Annotated in this window: 19 protein-coding genes and 1 pseudogene; 12 read left to right on the forward strand and 8 right to left on the reverse strand. The window is 51.0% G+C overall.

Annotation, left to right across the window (positions count from 1 at the left end):
- Positions 1 to 21: 21 nt before the first annotated feature.
- Together F7P81_RS14700 and F7P81_RS14705 are read right to left on the reverse strand one after the other, a co-directional pair.
- A complete protein-coding gene (locus F7P81_RS14700; RefSeq protein ID WP_151160101.1) occupies positions 22 to 2343 on the reverse strand; it encodes a putative bifunctional diguanylate cyclase/phosphodiesterase in 2322 nt (773 codons plus the stop codon).
- Positions 2344 to 2626: 283 nt separating this feature from the next.
- Complete coding sequence (locus F7P81_RS14705; protein WP_151160102.1) at positions 2627 to 3397, reverse strand: SDR family NAD(P)-dependent oxidoreductase; 771 nt, start codon at positions 3395 to 3397, stop codon at positions 2627 to 2629.
- Positions 3398 to 3631: 234 nt separating this feature from the next.
- Here F7P81_RS14705 and F7P81_RS14710 point away from each other — a divergent pair, with 234 nt between their 5' ends.
- Entirely contained in the window at positions 3632 to 4390 is a 759-nt protein-coding gene (locus tag F7P81_RS14710) for a gamma-glutamyl-gamma-aminobutyrate hydrolase family protein (protein ID WP_022712496.1), read from the forward strand.
- 49 nt (positions 4391 to 4439) lie between these two features.
- On the opposite strand, the gene F7P81_RS14715 is transcribed toward F7P81_RS14710, so the two are convergent.
- The 3 genes from F7P81_RS14715 to F7P81_RS14725 form a co-directional block, all read right to left on the reverse strand.
- Positions 4440 to 5411: an omptin family outer membrane protease gene (locus F7P81_RS14715; protein ID WP_170265296.1), complete on the reverse strand. Its 972-nt coding sequence runs from the start codon at positions 5409 to 5411 to the stop codon at positions 4440 to 4442.
- A gap of 94 nt (positions 5412 to 5505) precedes the next feature.
- A complete protein-coding gene (locus F7P81_RS14720) occupies positions 5506 to 6519 on the reverse strand; it encodes a LacI family DNA-binding transcriptional regulator (RefSeq protein ID WP_028234002.1) in 1014 nt (337 codons plus the stop codon).
- A 191-nt stretch (positions 6520 to 6710) separates the two neighbouring features.
- Entirely contained in the window at positions 6711 to 7220 is a 510-nt protein-coding gene (locus tag F7P81_RS14725; protein ID WP_151160104.1) for a MarR family winged helix-turn-helix transcriptional regulator, read from the reverse strand.
- A 316-nt stretch (positions 7221 to 7536) separates the two neighbouring features.
- Between F7P81_RS14725 and F7P81_RS14730 the strand changes: the two genes are divergently transcribed.
- The 3 genes from F7P81_RS14730 to F7P81_RS14740 all read left to right on the forward strand — a co-directional run bounded on the left by F7P81_RS14730 (position 7537) and on the right by F7P81_RS14740 (position 10614).
- Positions 7537 to 8301 (forward strand): creatininase family protein, encoded by a 765-nt coding sequence (locus F7P81_RS14730; RefSeq protein ID WP_246176152.1) that lies wholly within the window; start codon positions 7537 to 7539, stop codon positions 8299 to 8301.
- A gap of 172 nt (positions 8302 to 8473) precedes the next feature.
- On the forward strand, positions 8474 to 9637 hold the full coding sequence (locus F7P81_RS14735; protein ID WP_022712491.1) for a CobW family GTP-binding protein: 1164 nt from the start codon (positions 8474 to 8476) through the stop codon (positions 9635 to 9637).
- Positions 9638 to 9639: 2 nt separating this feature from the next.
- Positions 9640 to 10614, forward strand: a complete 975-nt coding sequence (locus tag F7P81_RS14740; protein WP_151160205.1) for a WD40 repeat domain-containing protein — start codon at positions 9640 to 9642, stop codon at positions 10612 to 10614.
- 163 nt (positions 10615 to 10777) lie between these two features.
- Here F7P81_RS14740 and F7P81_RS14745 read toward each other — a convergent pair.
- Positions 10778 to 11665 (reverse strand): annotated as a pseudogene (locus F7P81_RS14745) (alpha/beta hydrolase); the annotation flags it as partial.
- 234 nt (positions 11666 to 11899) lie between these two features.
- Here F7P81_RS14745 and F7P81_RS14750 point away from each other — a divergent pair.
- On the forward strand, positions 11900 to 12937 hold the full coding sequence (locus F7P81_RS14750; RefSeq protein WP_151160105.1) for an Lnb N-terminal periplasmic domain-containing protein: 1038 nt from the start codon (positions 11900 to 11902) through the stop codon (positions 12935 to 12937).
- A gap of 145 nt (positions 12938 to 13082) precedes the next feature.
- Here the strand turns inward: F7P81_RS14750 and F7P81_RS14755 are convergent, their stop codons facing one another.
- Positions 13083 to 13430, reverse strand: a complete 348-nt coding sequence (locus F7P81_RS14755) for a RidA family protein (protein WP_075657046.1) — start codon at positions 13428 to 13430, stop codon at positions 13083 to 13085.
- A gap of 288 nt (positions 13431 to 13718) precedes the next feature.
- Between F7P81_RS14755 and rpmH the strand changes: the two genes are divergently transcribed.
- The 5 genes from rpmH (at position 13719) to argB (ending at position 18070) form a co-directional block, all read left to right on the forward strand.
- Positions 13719 to 13853 (forward strand): 50S ribosomal protein L34, encoded by a 135-nt coding sequence (rpmH, locus tag F7P81_RS14760; protein ID WP_022712486.1) that lies wholly within the window; start codon positions 13719 to 13721, stop codon positions 13851 to 13853.
- Positions 13854 to 13903: 50 nt separating this feature from the next.
- On the forward strand, positions 13904 to 14236 hold the full coding sequence (rnpA, locus tag F7P81_RS14765; RefSeq protein ID WP_246176153.1) for a ribonuclease P protein component: 333 nt from the start codon (positions 13904 to 13906) through the stop codon (positions 14234 to 14236).
- A gap of 202 nt (positions 14237 to 14438) precedes the next feature.
- Positions 14439 to 16289 (forward strand): membrane protein insertase YidC, encoded by a 1851-nt coding sequence (gene yidC, locus F7P81_RS14770; protein ID WP_151160107.1) that lies wholly within the window; start codon positions 14439 to 14441, stop codon positions 16287 to 16289.
- Between the two features lie 141 nt (positions 16290 to 16430).
- Entirely contained in the window at positions 16431 to 17123 is a 693-nt protein-coding gene (gene yihA / locus F7P81_RS14775; RefSeq protein WP_022712484.1) for a ribosome biogenesis GTP-binding protein YihA/YsxC, read from the forward strand.
- A 59-nt stretch (positions 17124 to 17182) separates the two neighbouring features.
- Positions 17183 to 18070 (forward strand): acetylglutamate kinase, encoded by an 888-nt coding sequence (gene argB, locus F7P81_RS14780; protein ID WP_022712483.1) that lies wholly within the window; start codon positions 17183 to 17185, stop codon positions 18068 to 18070.
- Positions 18071 to 18234: 164 nt separating this feature from the next.
- Here argB and F7P81_RS14785 read toward each other — a convergent pair whose 3' ends face one another.
- Positions 18235 to 19140, reverse strand: a complete 906-nt coding sequence (locus F7P81_RS14785; RefSeq protein WP_116088879.1) for a DMT family transporter — start codon at positions 19138 to 19140, stop codon at positions 18235 to 18237.
- Positions 19141 to 19286: 146 nt separating this feature from the next.
- On the opposite strand from F7P81_RS14785, the gene F7P81_RS14790 reads away from it, so the two are divergent.
- Positions 19287 to 19985, forward strand: a complete 699-nt coding sequence (locus F7P81_RS14790; RefSeq protein ID WP_151160108.1) for a pyrimidine 5'-nucleotidase — start codon at positions 19287 to 19289, stop codon at positions 19983 to 19985.
- Positions 19986 to 19997: 12 nt separating this feature from the next.
- Entirely contained in the window at positions 19998 to 20873 is an 876-nt protein-coding gene (locus F7P81_RS14795) for a DUF817 domain-containing protein (protein WP_246176145.1), read from the forward strand.
- The last annotated feature ends 30 nt before the right edge of the window (positions 20874 to 20903 follow it).

A 20903-nucleotide genomic window follows, 5' to 3' on the forward strand; every position in this document is an offset into this window, starting at 1 on the left:
ATTCTCAGAAAGAACCGCTGATCAGGAAGGAAGTTCGTCCGCCTGCACTGCCTCCGCATGATTATTCGACATCACGGAGAGAGAGCGCCCGAGCTGCGCACTGATCTCATCGGCACTCAGTGGTGCGCCGAGCAAAAAGCCCTGTACCAGATCTGCACCGCCGGTTCCGCGAATCAGTTTCAGCTGCTCCTCAGTTTCCACGCCCTCAATGGTAACGCCGAAACCAAGCTCATGAGACAGCTGTGTCACACCGCGTAAAAGCATAAAGGCCCGTCTGTCCGTCACAATATCGCGGACGAAAGAACGATCAACTTTGACCTTTGTCAGTGGCAATGTGTTCAGATAGCTGAGACTGGAATAACCGGTACCGAAGTCATCAAGAGCAATGTTAATGCCTGAATTTTTCAAGCGCTGCAGCATTTCGCAGGTTTTGACGCGGTCGCTGATAATTGCACTTTCCGTCACTTCAACTTCAAGCAGGTAAGACGGTAATTGCGCTTTCTGCAAAGCATCAACAACCATATCGACAATGCCGGAATTTTTCAGATCAATGGCAGAGAGATTGACCGACACGCCGATCTTATGCCCCCAGCCCGCGCAATCCTGACAGGCACGGTTCAGCATAAATTGCGTGAGTTCCGTAATAATCCCCATCTCTTCGGCAAGCGGAATATAGTCTGCAGGCCCGATAGGCCCGAATTTCGGATGATGCCAGAGGGACAGCGCCTCAACCGCCACAATACGCAGAGAATTCAGGCTGACAATCGGCTGATAGACAACTGTCAGACTGCCTGCATTGATTGCCTCTCGCAGATCATTTTTAAGCTTCTGCCGTGAGCGATATTTTGTATCCATCGCTTCCACGAAAGCAACCCAGCGGTCATGTTCGCTGCTTTTGGCCTCATAAAGCGCCAGATCGGCATTCACATGCAGGCCACGAAGATCGACATTCTTCATAATATCAACCGCTACACCGGCGCTGATATCCAGATAGATCTGCTGGGATGCAAATTCATAAACACCGCTCAGATAGGCCGTGACCTCATCCATCACCGTATTAATATGCGAGCGGTCTTTAATGCCCTGAATGAACAGAACAAATTCATCGCCGCCAAAGCGCGATGCCACAAAACGCTCGGCATCAAGCTGGCCGAGACGCTCCGCAAACTGCCGTAACAACTCATCACCGGTGTGATGACCATATGAATCATTCACATGCTTGAAGTGGTTAAGATCAATAACGGCAAGCGCAACGAGGTCGTCAGGCTTATTGCCTGCGGTCAGTGCGCGAACCAGCGTTTCAAAATAGAAACGGTTCGGCAATCCGGTCAGCCCGTCATAGCGTGCCATATGCTGGATCTGCGCTTCGGCCTCAATACGTCCTGTCACATCATCAAAAATCAGCACCGCTCCCTCTTCGCGACGCTGATTACACATCACCTCAATGTAGCGATTATTGCCGAAATGAAACACATCGCGCTGACGGCGGCCTTCCAGCAACTCGTCAATCCGCATGCGTACATTGTCCAGCTCATCACGCGGAAACAATCCGTGCTTGCTGCAATAGCGCAGAACAACTTCAAACGGGCGGTTCAGAAGACTGATATTTTGCGAGATATTCAACATATCCCGCACCTGCTTATTGACCACAGCAATTGATGCACGGCCATCCAGCATCACCAGCCCCTGAGGCATATTATTCAACGCCGTATCAAAGCGGCTTACAACGGTGCTGAGGCGGCGCTCATTCATCACGGCCGCAAACAAGGACTGTCGCAGACCATTGGCCATTTGAATATTGCTGAGAAAATACGGCACCAGCAATGCGCCGATAATCACATGATAGATGCTGTCGACCAGAATAAACCCGAACAACACCGGCACCAGAGCGCATACCGACATCATGACAACGGCATTGCGCGACGCATAATTACGGCCGACAATTGAAACAACGGAGGCAAGAAGAATAGACAGGCTGGCCAGTTCGGCAAACGGATCATCGATCACATAGGTGCTGTAGAAACAAAGCAGCCCGAGGATCAGGCAGATTGCACAGGCACCCAAAAGATAGTGCATTTCCCAGCGATTGATTTTGTCGTGAGTGAGTCTGCTGAAATCCGCCCTGTCAAAAACATGCATATCATACATGCGGATACTGGTAGTCAGCGCGAACAGGCCGGAGAAGATAACAAAGACAATGTCGCCGGTTTTAAAATAAATAACCATGCAGGCCAGCATATGTGCGGCCAGTCCGAACCAAAGTGTTTCCCGGTTGCCATAAAGCGCTCTGACAAATGACAGGCGAACGTCCACCGGAATGTTGGTCTTAAATAACCATGTCATTTGTCACTGCTCCCCCTCGCCGGGGAAGAATGACAAAAATACTTTAAAAATAAGTTTCAAATTTTTCTACTTCTGAGTGTTTTTACATTAAAATCAATGCCATAGGTTGCTACCCCCTTTGATAGGATTATTATCGCCGGGAACTATAAAAATATATTTAAAAATTATGATATTCGTAAGTTCTACAATAAAGATATATCCCGCAAACACAGCGCTTTCAGCCCGCGCAATCAGACTGTCCGCTGATCCCGCCTGAAAATCAATCCGCCAACAGTCGCAGATTTCACCCTTGCAGGCTGTGTCCGCCATCAACCGTGATGGTTGTACCCGTCATATAACCGCCCGCATTGGAGGCAAGCAGCAACAATGCGCCTTCCAGATCACCATTTTCTCCAAGCCGGCGCATCGGGTTCTTCGCTTTAAGATAATTACTTGCCGGTCCTGTCATAAGCTCCTGATTAATCCCTGTCGGAAACCAGCCCGGAGCAATGGCATTCACGCGAATATTATGTGCTGCCCATTCAAGTGCCAGAGCCCGCGTCATCTGCGCCAAGGCTGCCTTAGACATGGAATAAGCAACAGCGCCTTTCTGCGGCATGTTTTTCAGAATACTGGTGGTGTTGATGATCGCACCGGCAATTTTGGCCTCAATCATCCGTCGTGCAGCTTCCTGCGCGACATTGAACGCCCCGACAACATTAACCGCGAAAACCTGCTCCATCATCTCGGCGGTTGTTTTCAAAGCACTCGCTTTGCAGGCAATACCGGCATTGTTAAACACCACACTGACCGTACCGAAATGCTTCTCCGCTTCGTCAAAGGCGGCAGCAATATCCGCACTATCGGCAACATCAGCACAAATATGAAGGATATCCGGCTTTATAGTCTCGCAATCAGCACAAGAGGTCACAGGATGGCTGCGCGCGATGGACACAACTTTTGCACCATGTGCAGCAAGTGTGTGCACCATATGATGCCCCAGCCCTGACGAACCGCCTGTCACCGCAATAACTTTATCTTTGACAGAAAATATATTCGGATGATTTGCGGACATCGCCCTCTCAATCAATTATTTTGCCGTCATACACAGCGCAAAATTTTACAATAATTATTCCCAATCACGCCGCTTTACAGTAGACAAATTCAGGCCGCTGAAAACTGACAATCCGGACGGTATTCCCGCTCCTGTTTTGCATTTTCCGGCTCTTACAGAAACACTGCCTCACTGCATAATCGTAAAACTAACCAACTGCCTGCGACTGCGCAACCACGACAAGGCCTGTTTATCATGCAAAAATCCCGCCCTCTGATTGCTGTCACCTCTGACATTCGTGATATTGACGGCAATAACTGGCACGCAACACCTTCGGAATATATTACAGCGCTTGCTGAAGTCGCTCAGGTCACGCCGCTTCTGGTGCCGAATATCCGTGACAAGGTTGACCACGACGCCCTGTTCGCGGCGGTGCACGGTCTGCTCATCACCGGTTCCCGTTCCAATGTGCATCCGGAGCATTACGGACAGGAAGCCACAGAACAGCACGGCCCGTTTGATCCGGACCGCGATGCGACCACCCTGCCTTTGATCCGCGCTGCACTGGAACGGGGTATTCCCGTGCTTGGCATCTGCCGTGGTTTGCAGGAAATGAATGTCGCGCTTGGCGGCTCGCTGGCCAATGATATTCAGGAACTCAACGGCAAGAACGATCACCGCGCGCCGGTTTCCACAATCCGTGATGAGCGTTATGCGATTTCGCATCCGCTGGAGATTGCTGAAAACTCATGCCTTGCTGCGATTCTGGAAAGCACAGCAGTTAACACCAATTCTGTACACCGGCAGGCGATTGACCGCCTTTCCGACAAGCTTGAACCGCAAGCCGTAGCCGAAGACGGGACGATTGAAGCGGTTGTTGTGAAAGACGCACAGGATTTTGCGCTCGCAGTGCAATGGCATCCTGAATATTGGGTGCGCTCCGATGCACCTTCAGCCAAAATCTTTCAGGCATTCGGTGATGCTGTGCGCAAACATGCCGGCAAAGCAGAGTAAAAAATATACAGTGTTACAGATCGCGGTTCTGAAACCCGCGATCTGTATTTCAGAACCGGTATTTCAATCCGCCGCTTAAAGAAAAAGACTGGAATTTCATTCCGGCTCCGTCCGGAAAATATTCCACGACCTCTCCGCTGGTCAGATTATACATTGTTGTATCAGCAGTTTTGTTGAAATAGCGCTCATAATTACCGGCGAGGAAAAATGACGTCTGCGCAGTATAGGCATATTCTGTACGCGCACCGACGGACATGAATGCCAGGCCATCATATTTCTCAGTAAAACGCAGGTTCCGCCGCCAATGATGATCTTCATCTCTGGATTTAAAGGCCAAACCACCCCTTGCCTGCACTGAGAACGTCCACTGTTCAAAGCTCTTACTTGCTTCCAGCCCTAAAAATGCTGTCGGATAACTCTGTTCATAACTGATAGTACGTTCACCATCAGGAATATCACCGGCATCATCACGAAATTCATTCCGGCTATAAATATAGCTGCCGCCATAGGCATCCCATTTCACATTGGTATATTTAAAGCCGCCATGCAGATTAAGCAGCGCTGTTTCATTGAGGCGGAAATCATGCCCCAGCGCCAGATCAGCCGTTATATAGCGGTTAAGCTGTGTATCGGGATGGATTGAGCGATGTGACCACGCATCGGAGCCATAACCGGCTGGCGGATCCATCAGCCAGTCATAATCTTTCATCCGGTTATTGCCGCTGAAACCGACCATCACATTGCCTGCCAGCGTCCAGTCATTATCAAACACAGCTTTTGCTGTTGCGGTCAGAACCGGTGCATCCGTCTTCCAGATCAGATGACTGATCTTCTTGCCGGTATTATTATAAACCAGCTCATCCCCTTGCAGATGGATGTAACCAATTCCGCCCAGAAAAGAAAAATCGGGGTTGCTGATCCGTATCTCTGTGACTTGCGTGGGATTTAAATCTGCGGCACCGGCCGGCAAAGCTGCAATTAACAAAAACTGACTGCAAATAACTGCTGATACAGACTTCACAACACGCCCCCGCCTATGAATACAGGGCGTATTTAGAATATAATTTTACAAAATTTCAAATACTAAAATACTGAAACCTGCCTGTTTATGCGTATCAGGCAGGTTTACTTGTCGACTGACGGATATGTAATTCCGGTTTAATCAGCGGCTGATCGCTATGCATTTCAACACCATTGAGCTGATCCAGCAGTGCACGCGCTGCCTGACGTCCGACTTCACGCTGGCCGTTCCAAACCGTTGTCAGTGCCGGTGTAGCAATTGCCGCCTCTTCCAGATCGTCATAACCGGTCACAGAAATATCTTCACCCGGCACCAGGCCGGCACGGGCAATACCATTCATCAAACCAATAGCGACCAGATCGTTCCAGCACACTGCTGCCGTCGGCTTGTCTTTGAGAGACAAGAATTGCGGTGCCACTTCAAAGCCGCCCTGTTTGGTGCGCGGCCCCGGAATACGCCATTCCGGCTTCACAGTCAGCCCGGCTTTTTCCATCGCATTGACATAGCCCTGATAGCGGTCGCGACCTGTAGAGGTCTGATCCGTGCCGCCGATCATCGCAATGCGTGTATGTCCGAGTGAAATCAGATGATTGGTCGCAAGACTGATGCCATAGGCATCATCGCCGCGAAACACCGGCACATCCGCACCTTCCACATTACGAGCGATCAGCACCACCGGCAGACCGTTATTTTCTGCCAGTTCAATATCTTCCGCAGGCGTACCGATAGCCGGTGACATGATTACGCCGTCCGCGCCGAGCTGCAAAAGCGTATCCACAAATGTGCGCTGCTTTTCCAGCTGGTCATAATGATTGCTGAGAATGAAAGTCTGGCGGGAGCGATCCAGCTCCGTTTCAATAGAGCGCAGAATTTCCGCAAAAAACGGGTTCATAATATCATGAACCACAACACCGATAATGCCGGAGCGCGATGTGCGCAGCGATGCGGCACGACGGTTATAAATATAGCCGATGGCGCGGGCATGTTCCTTGATACGGTCGCGGGTCTGATCCGCCACCAGAGGACTGTCACGCAAAGCCAGAGAAACCGTGGCCGTTGACACGCCAAGCGCATCAGCAATGGTTGAAAGTTTGATCTTCTGGGCCAAAAGCCGTCCGCCCCTTATTCAACAATCATATTCACCGGAACCGGCAGTTCTGCGGTATAGTTATCTTCAGTAATCTTAGTTAATCAATATCTAGAATATAGTTTAACAAATAGCGAGACAGTTTTTAGCAACTTATCCGGCAAATTATTCAATACGGAACACAGAGCCGCCCTCACCTGCATTGTTCCGTTTTAATCGGCATCATCATCTGCCAGATCATCCGCCGTATCGGTCTCATCACTGGCAGACGTGCGCAACGGGCGACCGGCAGCAACAGCATTCAGATTATTTTCCATCCGCGCCAGTAATTTCAGCAGAACTTTCCGTTCTTTCTTTTCAAAACCGCGCAGGCAGTCTTTTTCAGTTTTGCGTACCAGCTTTTCAATCACACGGATAACATCATGCCCCTGATCGGTCAGAAACACATGAGTCTGGCGCTGATCGCTTTCCGATGCCTGTTTGGTGACAAAACCCTGTGCCTGCAAACGACTGATCGTTTTTGTCACAGTCGGCGGACGCACGCCCAGACGCTGCGCCAGAATACCGGGCGGCAGGCCGTCTTCTTCGGCAAGTTTCAGCAAAACCGCATCCTGCCCCGCATATAATCCGTGTTCCAGCAGCCGTGTGGCTAATATTGTGCGCATCATCCGCGCATTGTGCTGTAACGGCTGAAGAATAGCAGCTTTGCCTGTCTTGCTCATATGCACCCTACCTGTCCGTATATAAAAGCATTTCCAGCAAAAACCGGAACCGGTTTTGCGTCAGGAAATGCTCTATTTCATAAACAACCTAATTGAAGGCGTTATGACTGACAAGCAGCAGTCTGGTCTCAGCTGCAAAGTCAGGACAACGGGCATAAAGGCGTATTTAGAATAGCCGCGGCCACACTCACCCGTTATGATGCCTCTCACTTGCACATATCAGAGGAGAAATATTTTGCCGGAGATCACCCAGCACGCCAGTTCCGCCCTTTCTGACAGAGTGCCGCAAACCAGTGAGGCTCTCGTAACTGAGCCGCTGCAGGATACTATTCCTGAAAATCTCATTGCTGTCTTACCGCTGGGTGCCCATGAGCAACACGGCCCGCATTTACCCTTTGAGACGGACACAATCATCGCCGAAGGCATAGCTGCCCGTCTGGCAGAAAATCTGCCGGAGCATATTACCGCGCGTTTTCTGACCACCGAGCCGGTTGGCTATTCTGTTGAACATATGGATGTGGAAGGCAGCCGTACGCTGGCTTTTTCTGAAGCAGTGAACCGCTGGATCGGCATCGGCGAAAACCTCTGCGCCGCCAATATCCGCAAGCTGGTTATCCTCAATGCCCATGGCGGCAACTCTCCTTTGGCAACCATAGTCGCTACAGAACTGCGCGCGCGTCTGGGGATGCTGGCCGTGGCAACCCACTGGACACGGTTCGGCATACCGGAAGATCTCATCAGTGCGGAACAAAAGCACCTTGATATCCATGCTGGCTATATCGAAACCTCTGTCATGCTGGCCTTGGCACCGGAGCTTGTGCAGATGGATAAGGCGCAGAATTACATCAATGAACAGGCAAAATTCATTGAAGAATTTCAGTATTTGCGTGCCTATGGCCCGCACGCTTTTGGCTGGATGATGAGCGATCTGAACAAGCAGGGTGCCGCCGGCAATGCTTTACGCGCCAATGCGCAAGATGGTGAGAAAATCATCGCTCATGCAGTGAGCGGCCTGACCGGCCTGATGGATGATGTCCACCGGTTTGATATCTCGGTCTTTGGGCAATCGCCTGCACTCTGAAAACTGAGAACAATCGCACCGAGGTGATTGCTCTATATAACTAGTCTGTTCTATAGAATTACGGTTTCGCAATTCTTATATGCACAAAGATTTCAACACACAGACCGTTTCGGCTCCCGGCATCACCTGTCCGATCCGGTAAAAATTCTGACAATGAAGAGGCACTCTACCCATGAGCGATAGCCCTGTAGCAGATCAGGTTGCGACTGGCGCAACCACACTCCCTAAAATTCCGGTTACCGTGCTGACCGGCTATCTCGGCTCCGGCAAGACCACCCTGCTCAACCGCATTCTCAGCGAAAACCACGGCAAACGCTATGCTGTCATCGTCAATGAGTTCGGTGAAATCGGCATTGATAATGATCTCATCGTCGAGTCCGATGAAGAAATCTATGAAATGAACAATGGCTGCATTTGCTGCACCGTGCGCGGCGATCTGATCCGCGTGGTTGAAGGTCTGATGCGCCGTCCGGGTCGTTTCGATGCGATCATTGTGGAAACCACCGGCCTTGCCGATCCGGTACCGGTTGCCCAGACATTCTTCATGGATGATGATGTGCGTGCCAAAACCCAGCTTGATGCTGTGGTCGCCCTTGTTGATGCCAAACATCTGCCGCTACGTCTGAAAGACAGTAAAGAAGCCGAAGACCAGATCGCTTTTGCCGATGTGGTCCTGCTCAACAAGACCGATCTCGTTAATGCGCAGGAACTTAGCCATGTCGAAGCGACAATCCGTGCCATCAATCCGCATGCGATTATTCACCGTACCCAGCGCGCAGAAATTGATCTGACGAAAGTTCTCGATCGCGGTGCTTTTGATCTCCAGCGTGCGCTGGAAAATGATCCGCATTTCCTCGATCATGATCATCCGGATCATGTTTGCGGCCCTGACTGCGATCACGACCACGGGCACGATCATCATCACCATGACCACGGACACGACCATCATGGTCATCACCACCATCATGATCACGACCATAGCTGCGGCCCAGATTGTAATCATGACCATGGGCATGACCACGGCCATGCTTCAGCGATCCACGATGTAACGGTTATGTCCGTATCCTTGCGCACCGGCGAGCTGGATGCTGCGAAATTCTTCCCGTGGATTCAGAATGTAACCCAGGTTCAGGGGCCGGATATTCTGCGCCTCAAAGGTATCATCGCTTTTGCCGGTGACGATGACCGCTATGTGGTACAGGGCGTGCATATGATTATCGAAGGCGATCACCAGCGTCCTTGGAAACCGGACGAAAAGCGCGAAAGCCGTCTGGTCTTTATCGGTCGTAATCTGAATGAGCAGGCACTGCGTTCCGGCTTCGAGAAATGCAAATAACCATGCCGACGATTGCCCCTATTGATCTGGGAAGCCACTGCCTGAAAGCCGGCTTCCTCAATGATAATGCCTATTATGCACTGGCCGATGGTACACTCCATTGGCTGGATGAAGCGCATAAAACAGTAACCGTGCATGACGGTTTGCTCTGCGTTGCACCAACGGCTGACAATAAAGCCCTGATCACCGGCGGTGAAGACGGACGCATCTGTCAGACTGACGAAAAAGGCAATGTGCAGGAACTGGCTGTTCTGCCGCGCAAATGGAGCACTGCGGTTGCCAGTGGCCCTCATGGTGCAGTGGCCTATGCTTCCGGCCGTACCGCATGGGTGCGTGAAGCCAATGGCAAAACCACCGAATTTGCCCATGAGCGCAGTGTTGAAGGCGTTGCCTTCGCACCCAAAGGTCTTCGCCTCGCCATTGCCCGTTATAATGGCGCGACATTGCATTGGGCAGGCACTGCCGGCAAACCGGTTGATCTGGAATGGAAGGGCGCACATACCGGCGTGATCTTTTCGCCGGACGGCCGTTTTCTGATTACCACCATGCAGGAAAATGCTCTGCATGGCTGGCGTCTGGAAGATAACCGCAATATGCGCATGACCGGCTATCCGGCCAAGGTGAAAGACTGGTCATGGAGCCCTAAAGGCAAATGGCTGGCCACCTCCGGTGCTCCTGCGGCAATCATCTGGCCGTTTGCAGGCAAAGACGGCCCGATGGGCAAAGCGCCGCTGGAACTTGGCCTGCGCGGTGACACAATGGTTACAGCCGTTGCCTGTCATCCGGTCGAAGATATCGTGGCTGTCGGCTATCAGGACGGAATGGTACTACTCTGCCGTTTTGCAGATCAGAAAGAAGTGCTGCTGCGTCGTCCGGGTAAAGGCGCCATCAGCTCAATGGGCTGGGATAAAAACGGTACACGCCTCGCCTATGGTGCGGAAACCGGTGATTGCGGTCTGATTAATATTCAGTGGTAACAAAGAAAAAGCGGCTTCAGAGCCGCTTTTTTTTAAACATCTAAGATCGAAATTACTTCTTCGATTGTTCCAGTGCCTGCTCGCTCTGAGTGGCCGGTTCCTGTGCTTCCGGCAGGGCTTTCAATTTATCCGTTTTGTCTTTGACCTTTGCCGTTACAGCCTGCGACATTGCTGGTGCGCCATCCGGTCCCTGCCCCGAGAGCCAGGCAGTCACCAGCGACACATCTTTCGCACCAATCATATGACCGGCCTTCACCACGCGTGCATCCACTTTGGCACCGCTGGTACGCAGCAAATCCGAGAGTGCAGGCGCAAAAGGCGCATACATCTTGTCATCGGCGCCGGTCACAACCAGCACCTTAGCTTTACTCAGATTGGCTGCAGGTGTCTGATCCAGCACCGGCATAGAGCGCATCAGAACAGCTTTTTTCACCAGATCAGGATGCAGTATCATCGTGGCGGCCAACAGATTGGCACCATTGGAATAGCCGACAAAAGTGGTACGGCTCAAATCAATCTGATCGTCTTCAGAGAGTTTGGTCAGGAAACTGACAAAAGCATCCGCTTCATTACGCACATCTTTCTGGTCGAATTTTACCGGCGTAATGCGGGCATACCAGCGTGTGCGACCTTCCTGCAAAACCCGCCCGCGGATACCGAGCAGCGTGGCACGCGGCCAGACTTCCTGCGCAAACGGCACAAGACTGGTTTCATTACCGCCGGAACCATGCAGCAGGACAATCGTTTCGCCACTGCCGTTTTCCGGCTTGGTAAAGTGATAAACAAATTTCTGACTGCGGGAAATTGCCTCTTTTACCACCTTGCTCACATCTTTCGCTGCTTCAGCAGCATCCGCTTTAGGATTACGCATGGTCAGCCCCGCGCCTGTGGCCGGTGTCATTATATCTGATTTCTTCATAAATGCCGCATTACCGGAAGCTGTTTCAGCACGGGACGGCGCCTCCTGCGCAAGCACAGCCTGCGGCAGAAACGAGATCAGCATAGCTGCCACAGTGGCAGAAGCGGAAAAAGAGAATAATTTGTTTACCATAGGAGAAGTTTTGCCGGACAAATATTAAAATAATCTAACAAGTCGGTAAATTGATGCATTGCGTGCCTGTAAAGGCGCATTTTACGGAGAGTTGCAATTCTGGCAAGCTCAAAACAGGCCACTCTCTAAATCTCAATCGCGGCGAAAACATGCCATCAATAATTATTTTAACTTCATGCAGCATAATAAATATCTTCAACAGATATTCCGCCTCATCAGCAATACCGGAACCAAATGACATATAAACCAGCTCTGGTCTTCTTAGCACTTCTGGCTCAGGCTTTTTTCAGTCTGGTTCTGATTATCATCACCGTCTGGGGCAGTCTTGCACTCCATTATCAGCTGACAGAATCGCGCCTTCTCACTTATGCTGCAATCGGCATATGGGTGCTGGTTGCGTTGGCTGCACTCAGCACACTCTGGTTCACCGATCTGCAACATTATCGCAGAGCCGCATTTATCAGCTTTGCAATCCTGTTCGCAATTTTGCTGATCTGGTGGCACGGCATCAAGCCATCGCTGAACCGCGACTGGGCACCGGAAGTCGCACAAACAGTCACCGCCGAGTATAATGGCGATATGGTGCGGCTCGATCATATCCGTGATTTTGACTGGCGTACGGAAAAGGATTTTACCGTTAACTGGAAAAGTGCCGATTATGATCTGAGCCAGATTAAAAGCGTTGACCTATTCTTGTCCTATTGGGCAGGGCCTGCGATTGCCCACACATTGGTCAGTTTCGGGTTTGAAGACGGGAGACAGGTCGTTTTCTCCGCAGAAATCCGTAAAAAACGCGGACAGGCTTTCTCTGAAATCGGCGGGTTCTTCAAAGATTTTGAACTGGCAATGATCGCGGCAGAAGAAAGCGACATTATCTATCTGCGCACCAATGTGCGTGGTGAGCATGTCTATCGCTATCACGTGGATATTGAACCGGAACAGGCACGGCAGCTTTTCAGACTATATACTGATACAGCCAACCGCCTGAGCAAAGAAGCCGGTTTCTATAATACGCTGACCGCCAATTGCACGACGGTTGTTTTTGACATGGCACGAATTCTCGACCCGTCGATAGCTCTTGATTATCGTGTGCTGCTCTCCGGCTATCTGCCTGAATATATGTTTGAAAAACAACTGATTGTAACGGCTGAGACCAATACGCAGTCAATGCGTCTCAATGCGGATATCAGTCAGCAGGCAAAGGGCAGCCGCGAAGGCTATTCACAACGTATCCGCACTATGGCCATGCCTCAGGCTCAGGCGGCAGAATAAAACACCGGTGCCGCAGCCAACAGCCTGCGGCACCGGAAAAACCAGAGCGTGTTGCGTTTCATTGAACCCACGGCTCTCGCTCTGTTTCTTTATTTTAACGCATGTCTTTATCCCAAAACCGGTGTCCACTTTTGGGAGACATGTTTTAGTCTAGAGCAGCAGTTACGATGAACTCTACTTTGTAGCCCGGAGTTGCCAGATGGGCAGAACCGGTTGCGCGTGCCGGTGTGTTTGCAGGATCAACCCATGCTTCCCAAACCGCGTTCATTTCTGCGAAATCTTTCATGTCATCCAGCCAGATAATGGTCTGGAGGATTTTGGATTTGTCGGTACCGGCAACAGCCAGCAGACGATCAACTTCAGCCAGTGCGGTTTTGCACTGTTCAGTCACGCTTGCATTTTCTGTGCCAACCTGACCGGCCAGATAAACAGTGTTGCCATGGACAACCGCACCGCTCATACGCTTGCCGGATTCGAAACGCTTAACAGACATAGTTCTTCCTCTCATTGTAAATTCGATAAAGCCTTATAAGCATCAAAGCGCGCCAAGACTATTTGTCAGGGTCAAGAAAACGGAAAACAGCACATATTTTTTCGGAATAATGTGAGCAATCCTTATGCTGACCGAATATTCCGCTCCATTCTTGACTCAAAACCTGCCTGCATCTATAAGCCGCCCCACGTTCAGATATTTTTTGCAAGGTCGTTCATCGACCGCGTCTGAACCAGCTCCTGTTAAAAAACAGATTTAAGAAGGGCCGCACACCGCGGTATTAAACAAATGAAGCGCACATATCAGCCATCTAAACTCGTCCGCAAGCGTCGTCACGGTTTCCGTTCGCGCATGGCTACTCCAGGCGGTCGTAAAGTTATTGCAGCCCGCCGCGCACGCGGTCGCGGCAAGCTTTCTGCATAATTGTTGCTCCGCGTAGAGCGGTGACACAACAAGCAAATAAGCAGACCAAAATACTCCGCCTTCGCAAGAGAGCGGAGTTTTTGGCTGTTCGTAGCGGGGAAAAGCGTCGCGGCAAATATTTCCTTTTGGAAGTAAAACAACGCGATGAGGCAACCAGCAAACAGGCAAAAACCGGTGAAAACCCGCGTGTCGGCTTCACCGTTACCAAGAAAAACGGCAATGCGGTTATCCGCAACAGAATCCGCCGCCGCCTGAAAGCCGCCGCTGCACTCAATGAGGCCGCAATGGCTCCGCAAACTGATTATGTTATTGTTGCACGCAGGGAAGCGTTAAACGCCCCCTTCAGCGCACTGACCAGAGAGCTCTCAAAGCGGTTTAAATGACCGTTTCTCAAAATAGGCCTGAATTATATCGTCTCAGCGTTCGCTTTTCTGAATGGCTCGTATTATAAGGCAGGCACTTAACTCTGACAGGTATGGGGCATATTCTGCACAGCGCTCTGTCAGCCAGCATATTATACGCTAGGACAGCGCAGCGATTTTGCGCACTTAGCTGTAATGAACTGACAGGAACCAGGACCCGTCAATGGAAAAAAATCGTAACTTCTTTCTCACCATTGGCCTGTCGATTCTGATTCTCACGCTCTGGCAGGTATTCTATCTGGGGCCAAAGACTGAGGCTCAGAGAGAACAGGCACGGATTGAAGCGCAGAATACTCAGAATGCGCAGGCAACATCCGCCAATGGTGCAACATCTGCCAATATCCCGCAGGGCAATGCGCCTCAGGCTGGTATTCCGGGTCAGACAGCAGAGGCTCAGGGAGCAAAACCTGTTACCCGTGAAGCAGCGCTGACTCAGAGCAAGCGTATCAGCATTGATACACCGCGCGTCAGCGGCTCGATCAATACTGTCGGCGCCCGTCTCGATGATCTTTTCCTGAAGGATTATCGCGAAACCGTTGATCCGAAATCCCCTGAAATTGAACTGCTTGCACCATCAGGCGTGAAAAAGGGCTATTTCGCTGAACTCGGCTTCTCCGGCAATGATGCAATCGGCACTGTTCCGGGTCCTGCAACCGAGTGGAATATTGAAGGCAATGACAAGCTCACTCCTTCAACACCGGTAACCCTGACCTATGCCAATGAAAAAGGCATCCAGTTCAAGCGCGTGATCTCCGTTGACGAGAACTATATGTTCGCCGTTGAGGATACGATCACCAACCCGACTGATGCTGCTGTTTCGCTCAGCTCCTATGGCCGCGTAACCCGTTTTGAAAAGCCTGAACATGCCAGCGGCACCTATGTGCTGCATGAAGGCCTGATCGGCGTTGTCGGCGATCAGGGTCTGCAGGAAATTTCCTATTCCAAGATCGAAGACAACAAGAACATGCCGCTTGCCAAAGCAACAGGCGGCTGGCTTGGTATTACCGACAAATATTGGGCTGCGACACTGATCCCGCCGCAGAACGAAAGCTTCGAAGCACGCTTCTCCTATTTCACTGACGGCACTCCGCGCTATCAGGCAGATTTCCTGAGCAGCCCTGTTACCATTGCTGCCGGTCAGAACGCTGTCATCAAAAACCATGTTTTTGCCGGCGCCAAAGAAGTTGCCAAGATCAAAGAATATGAAGAAAAACTGGGCATCAAACAGTTCGAACTGCTGATCGACTGGGGCTGGTTCTACTTCATCACCAAGCCGATGTTCTATCTCATCGACTGGATCTATAAATTCTCCGGCAATTTCGGTGTCGCTATTCTGGTGGTTACCGTTCTGCTGAAAGCCCTGTTCTTCCCGCTGGCCAACAAGTCCTACAAATCGATGGCCCGTATGAAGATGATGCAGCCTGCTATGCTGGAAATCCGTGAAAAATATGCGGATGACAAAGTTAAGCAGCAGCAGGAAATGATGCAGCTTTACAAGCGTGAGAAGATCAACCCGCTGGCCGGTTGCTGGCCAGTGCTGGTGCAGATCCCTGTATTCTTTGCGCTCTATAAGGTTCTCTATGTCACCATCGAAATGCGTCATGCGCCGTTCTTTGGCTGGATTCATGACCTTGCTGCGCCGGATCCGACATCGTTGTTCAACCTGTTTGGTCTGCTGCCTTGGGATGTTCCTGCATTCCTGATGATCGGTGTATGGCCGCTGATTATGGGTGTCACCATGTTCCTGCAGATGCGCATGAACCCGACCCCGCCGGATCCGACACAAGCTGCAATCTTCACATGGATGCCGATTATCTTCACATTCATGCTGGCTGCATTCCCTGCAGGTCTGGTTATCTACTGGGCATGGAACAACACATTGTCCATTCTCCAGCAGGGCATGATCATGAAACGTCAGGGTGCCAAGATCGAACTTTTTGACAACCTGAAAGGCATGTTCAAAAAGAAAGAACCTGCGGCACCGGCGAAAACCGATAAGCCTGCCAAGAAATAAAACAAACAGAAAAGCCCCCTTTACGGGGGCTTTTTTATATCTGAAGCGCATTGATGGTTGACAAAAGCCACTGAAAGCTCAATGCCATAAAGAACAGTGTTATGTTGCAATGACACGGATATAAGCCACAGGAAGAATTGAGTGACCGAAGCAGAACTGGCCGTCGCAAAAGAAGCAGAGAAATATGCAGCACTTGTTGCCGAGGGTAAGGCTCTCTTCAACAAGCGATGGATTTTTATCCGCGGCGTGCCGTCAATGAAATTTCTGCCGCCGGAAGGCCCTGTTGAAATCGCTTTCGCCGGTCGCTCCAATGTCGGCAAATCCTCGCTGATTAATGCGATTGTCGGCCAGAACGGCTTGGCACGCACATCCAACACACCGGGTCGTACGCAAGAGCTCAACTATTTCGTGCCGGATGGTTATTCCGGTGAAAATGGTGACCTGCCGCCTTTGGCACTCGTGGATATGCCAGGCTATGGTTTTGCCGAAGCACCAAAATCCATGGTCGATGCATGGACACGACTAGTTTTTGATTATTTACGCGGCCGTACCACGCTGAAGCGTGTTTATGTGCTGATTGACGCTCGTCACGGCATTAAAAAGAATGATGCTGATGTGCTGGATCTTTTGGATAAAGCCGCTGTCTCTTACCAGATCATTCTCACCAAGATCGACAAGATCAAGGAAGCAGGCGTCCCGCGCCTGATGGCGGAAACTCAGAAAGCGATTGCGCGCCGTCCGGCCGCTTTCCCGCAGATTCTCGCCACATCCTCCGAAAAAGCCATCGGCTTTGATGCAGTGCGCGCTGCGATTGCCCTGCTGACCAAGGAATAGGAACCACGCAAGGTGGTTTCTTTATCACTCACATAACCCTTCATGCCGTGGAGTGCTCCATGACCGCGACAAGCCCTGAAATCCAAGCACAACTCCTCTCAGCCGCGCTGCCATTCATGCAGCGCTATGAGAACAAAACCGTCGTCGTTAAATATGGCGGTCATGCCATGGGCGATGCGGCACTGGGCAAGGCCTTTGCCCGCGATATCGCACTGCTCAAACAGTCCGGCATCAACCCGATTGTTGTTCATGGCGGCGGCCCGCAGATTGCAGCAATGCTGGGCAAGCTCGGTATTGAATCCCGCTTTGAAGGCGGCTTGCGCGTTACCGATGAGAAAACGGTTGAAGTGGTTGAGATGGTTCTCGCCGGTTCAATCAACAAAGAAATCGTGGCGATGATTAATGCCGAAGGCGAATGGGCTATCGGCCTGTGCGGCAAAGACGGCAATATGGTTTTCGCTGAAAAAGCGCACAAGACCTATCGTGATCCGGATTCCAATATTGAGCGCGTGCTTGATCTGGGCTTTGTCGGCGAGCCGGTTGAGGTTGATCGCACCCTGCTCGATCTGCTGGCACGTTCCGCCGTTATTCCGGTGATTGCGCCGGTTGCACCGGGTCGTGATGGCAATACTTACAATATCAATGCAGATACCTTTGCCGGTGCGATTGCGGGTGCGCTGAGCGCAACACGTCTGCTGTTCCTCACCGATGTACCGGGTGTTCTGGATAAGAACAAAAACCTGATCAAGGAATTGTCGGTTGCAGACGCACTGGCACTGATTGAAGACGGCACCATTTCTGGCGGCATGATCCCGAAAGTGGAAACCTGTATCGACGCTATCCGCCGTGGCGTTGAAGGTGTGGTTATCCTCAATGGCAAAACTCCGCATTCCGTATTGCTGGAATTGTTTACGGAGCACGGTGCCGGCACACTGATCGTGCCGTAACTAACAATGCACACTTATTGTGCCATGAACTAAAGAGCACGCTTATCGTGCCCTAAACTAAAAGACCTTATAAAAAAATCCCGCAAATTGCGGGATTTTTCTTTGAGCATTTCCAGCAAAAGTGGGAACCGGTTTTGCGTAGGATAATGCGTGAAAAAAATGTCTTATTGCCATAATAATAAGAACAGAATGCCGGTGACAATCAGGATACAACCGGCCACTTCCATCCGGTTGATCCGCTCTTTAAAAATGAACACTGCCGAGATGAAAGTAAAAATCAGTTCGATCTGCCCAAGCGCACGCACATAGGCCACCTGCTGCAAAGCCATAGCTGTAAACCAGCCCATTGATCCCAGTACGCTGGACAGGCCAACCAGCGATGATGAGCGCCATGATTTCAGCACCAGAACAATCTCATTCTTGTCCTTAATCAGCATCCAGACCAACATGAAAGCTGTCTGGAATGTCGTCACACAGGCCAAAGTTACCGCTGCCTGCATGATCGGATTTGGACCGTCCAGCGACAGTGCTGCGGAGCGATAAGCCACGGCGGAAATACCGAATACACCACCCGAAGCAATACCGATCAAAGCTGTACGACTGACCAGCGCTTTAAACAGATTGCCCCAGCTTAACGGCATACGCGCGACCGAAATCAGCATCACACCCAGTACACCAACAATAATTGCCAGAACGGCACCGGTTGTCAGGCGTTCGCCAAGCAGGATCAGGCCAAAGATTGCCGCCTGCACGGGCTCGGTTTTGGAATAGGCCGTGCCCACTGCAAAGTTGCGCAGGGTAAACAAATAAACCAGCATGATAGTGGCGAAGATCTGTGCCAGCCCGCCGACAACACTCCAGAACAGGAATGCACCATTAAGCTGCGGCAAAGCAAAACCAGCAAAGAAATGCAGTCCCAGCACATAAAGAATGGCGACAGGAAAACCATAACCAAAGCGTACAAAGCTTGCGCCTCTGGTGCCGAGCTTGCCTTGCAGTTTCTTTTGCAGTGTCGTGCGCACATTCTGCATAAAGGCAGCGGCAATTGTAATCGGTATCCAGAGTTCCATGATTATGCAGTGCTTTTCTGTTTTGTAGAAATATATCAGGCTCTGTTTGCCCTGCCCCGCCGCTAAATACAAGCCACCTGTCTCAGGCTCTGTTACCCAGCAAAATAAAGGCTGATCTTTACAAAACTTCGTGGCATAACACCTGCATGACCAATTTACCTGAACCGCGCCACTTCGCCCATGTCACTGACTGGGTGTTTGATATGGATAATACGCTCTACCCGCATGACACTAATCTGTTCTCGCAGATTGATGTGCGGATGACATCTTATGTCTCGGAACTGCTGCAGCTGCCACGCGATGAAGCGCGCAAGGTTCAGAAGCGGTTCTATCAGGAATATGGCACGACCCTGAAGGGTCTGATGGAATGTCATGATATTGACCCCGACGACTTTCTCGCCAAAGTGCATGACATCGACTATACATGGCTGAAACCCGACCCGCTTTTGGGTGAAGCCATTGCCCGCCTGCCCGGCCGCAAATTTATCTATACCAATGGCGACCGCAAACATGCGGAAAATGCGGCAGCACAGCTTGGTATTCTCGACCGTTTCGACGATATTTTCGACATTGTTGCCGCACAACTGGTACCGAAACCTGAGCGTGCACCTTATGAGCTGTTTTACAAACAATGCGGTATCAATCCGCAAAAAGCAGCGATGTTTGAAGATCTGGCACGCAATCTCACAGTGCCAAAATCCACCGGCATGCGCACAGTTCTGATTGTGCCGAATAATTTTGAACCGGATTTCAGCGAGATTTGGGAAAGCGATCCCGCCTTTACTGACAGCGTGGATTTTGTCACGGATAATCTGACAGAGTTTCTGACTGCGCTACACCCGTAAATGCATCAACCCGTGCACAGCAAACGCCGCTTCACTTCACTGGAAGCTGTAATCGATGCAGCCGCACACCGGCTGCTCGATCAGTTACCACAACATGGTCTCTCCGGTGCACTGGTTGAGTTTCTGGTTTTCGGGCTGAAACAGGCATGGGCATGTCTGTTCGGCGGCGCCATGCTTGGCCTGATTATACTCAGCAAATATCTCTGGGCAGACGGTTCTGCCCTGCCGCAACTGATCACACGCTATGATTTCCTGTTTCTGTCAGCCATCACCATTCAGCTGCTGATGCTGTTGTGCCGCTTGGAAACTTTGCGGGAAGCCAAAGTCATCCTGATTTTCCATATTGTCGGCACGGCAATGGAAATCTTCAAAACCCATATGGGGTCTTGGATTTACCCGGAGGAAAATCTGTTCCGTATCGGCGGAGTGCCGCTGTTTTCCGGCTTTATGTATGCGGCAGTCGGCTCCTATATGGCGCGGATCAACCGGATTTTTGACATCAGACTGGCAAACTATCCGCCATTACCGCTGACTTTTGCACTCGCCACCGGCATTTACATCAATTTCTTCAGCCATCATTATCTCCCCGATATGCGCTGGCTGCTCTTCGCCGTCACCGCATTGATGTTCTGGCGCACTAGTATGCATTACCGCGTGTTCCGTTTTCGCCACCGTATGCCGCTGCTGCTGGCGTTCTTCCTGACTTCCCTGTTCATCTGGATTGCCGAAAATATCGGCACGTGGTCACGCGTCTGGCTCTATCCCGGTCAGCATGACCAATGGGTGCCGGTCTCCCTGTCCAAGCTCGGTGCATGGTATCTGCTGATGATTATCTCTGTTGTGCTGGTGACAATTATTCATCCGCCGAAACAGCCGGACGACAGATAATAAAAAACGCCGGTGCGTTCACACCGGCGT

The sequence above is a fragment of the Pseudochrobactrum saccharolyticum genome (assembly GCF_008801715.1).
GTDB classification, from domain to species: domain Bacteria; phylum Pseudomonadota; class Alphaproteobacteria; order Rhizobiales; family Rhizobiaceae; genus Pseudochrobactrum; species Pseudochrobactrum saccharolyticum.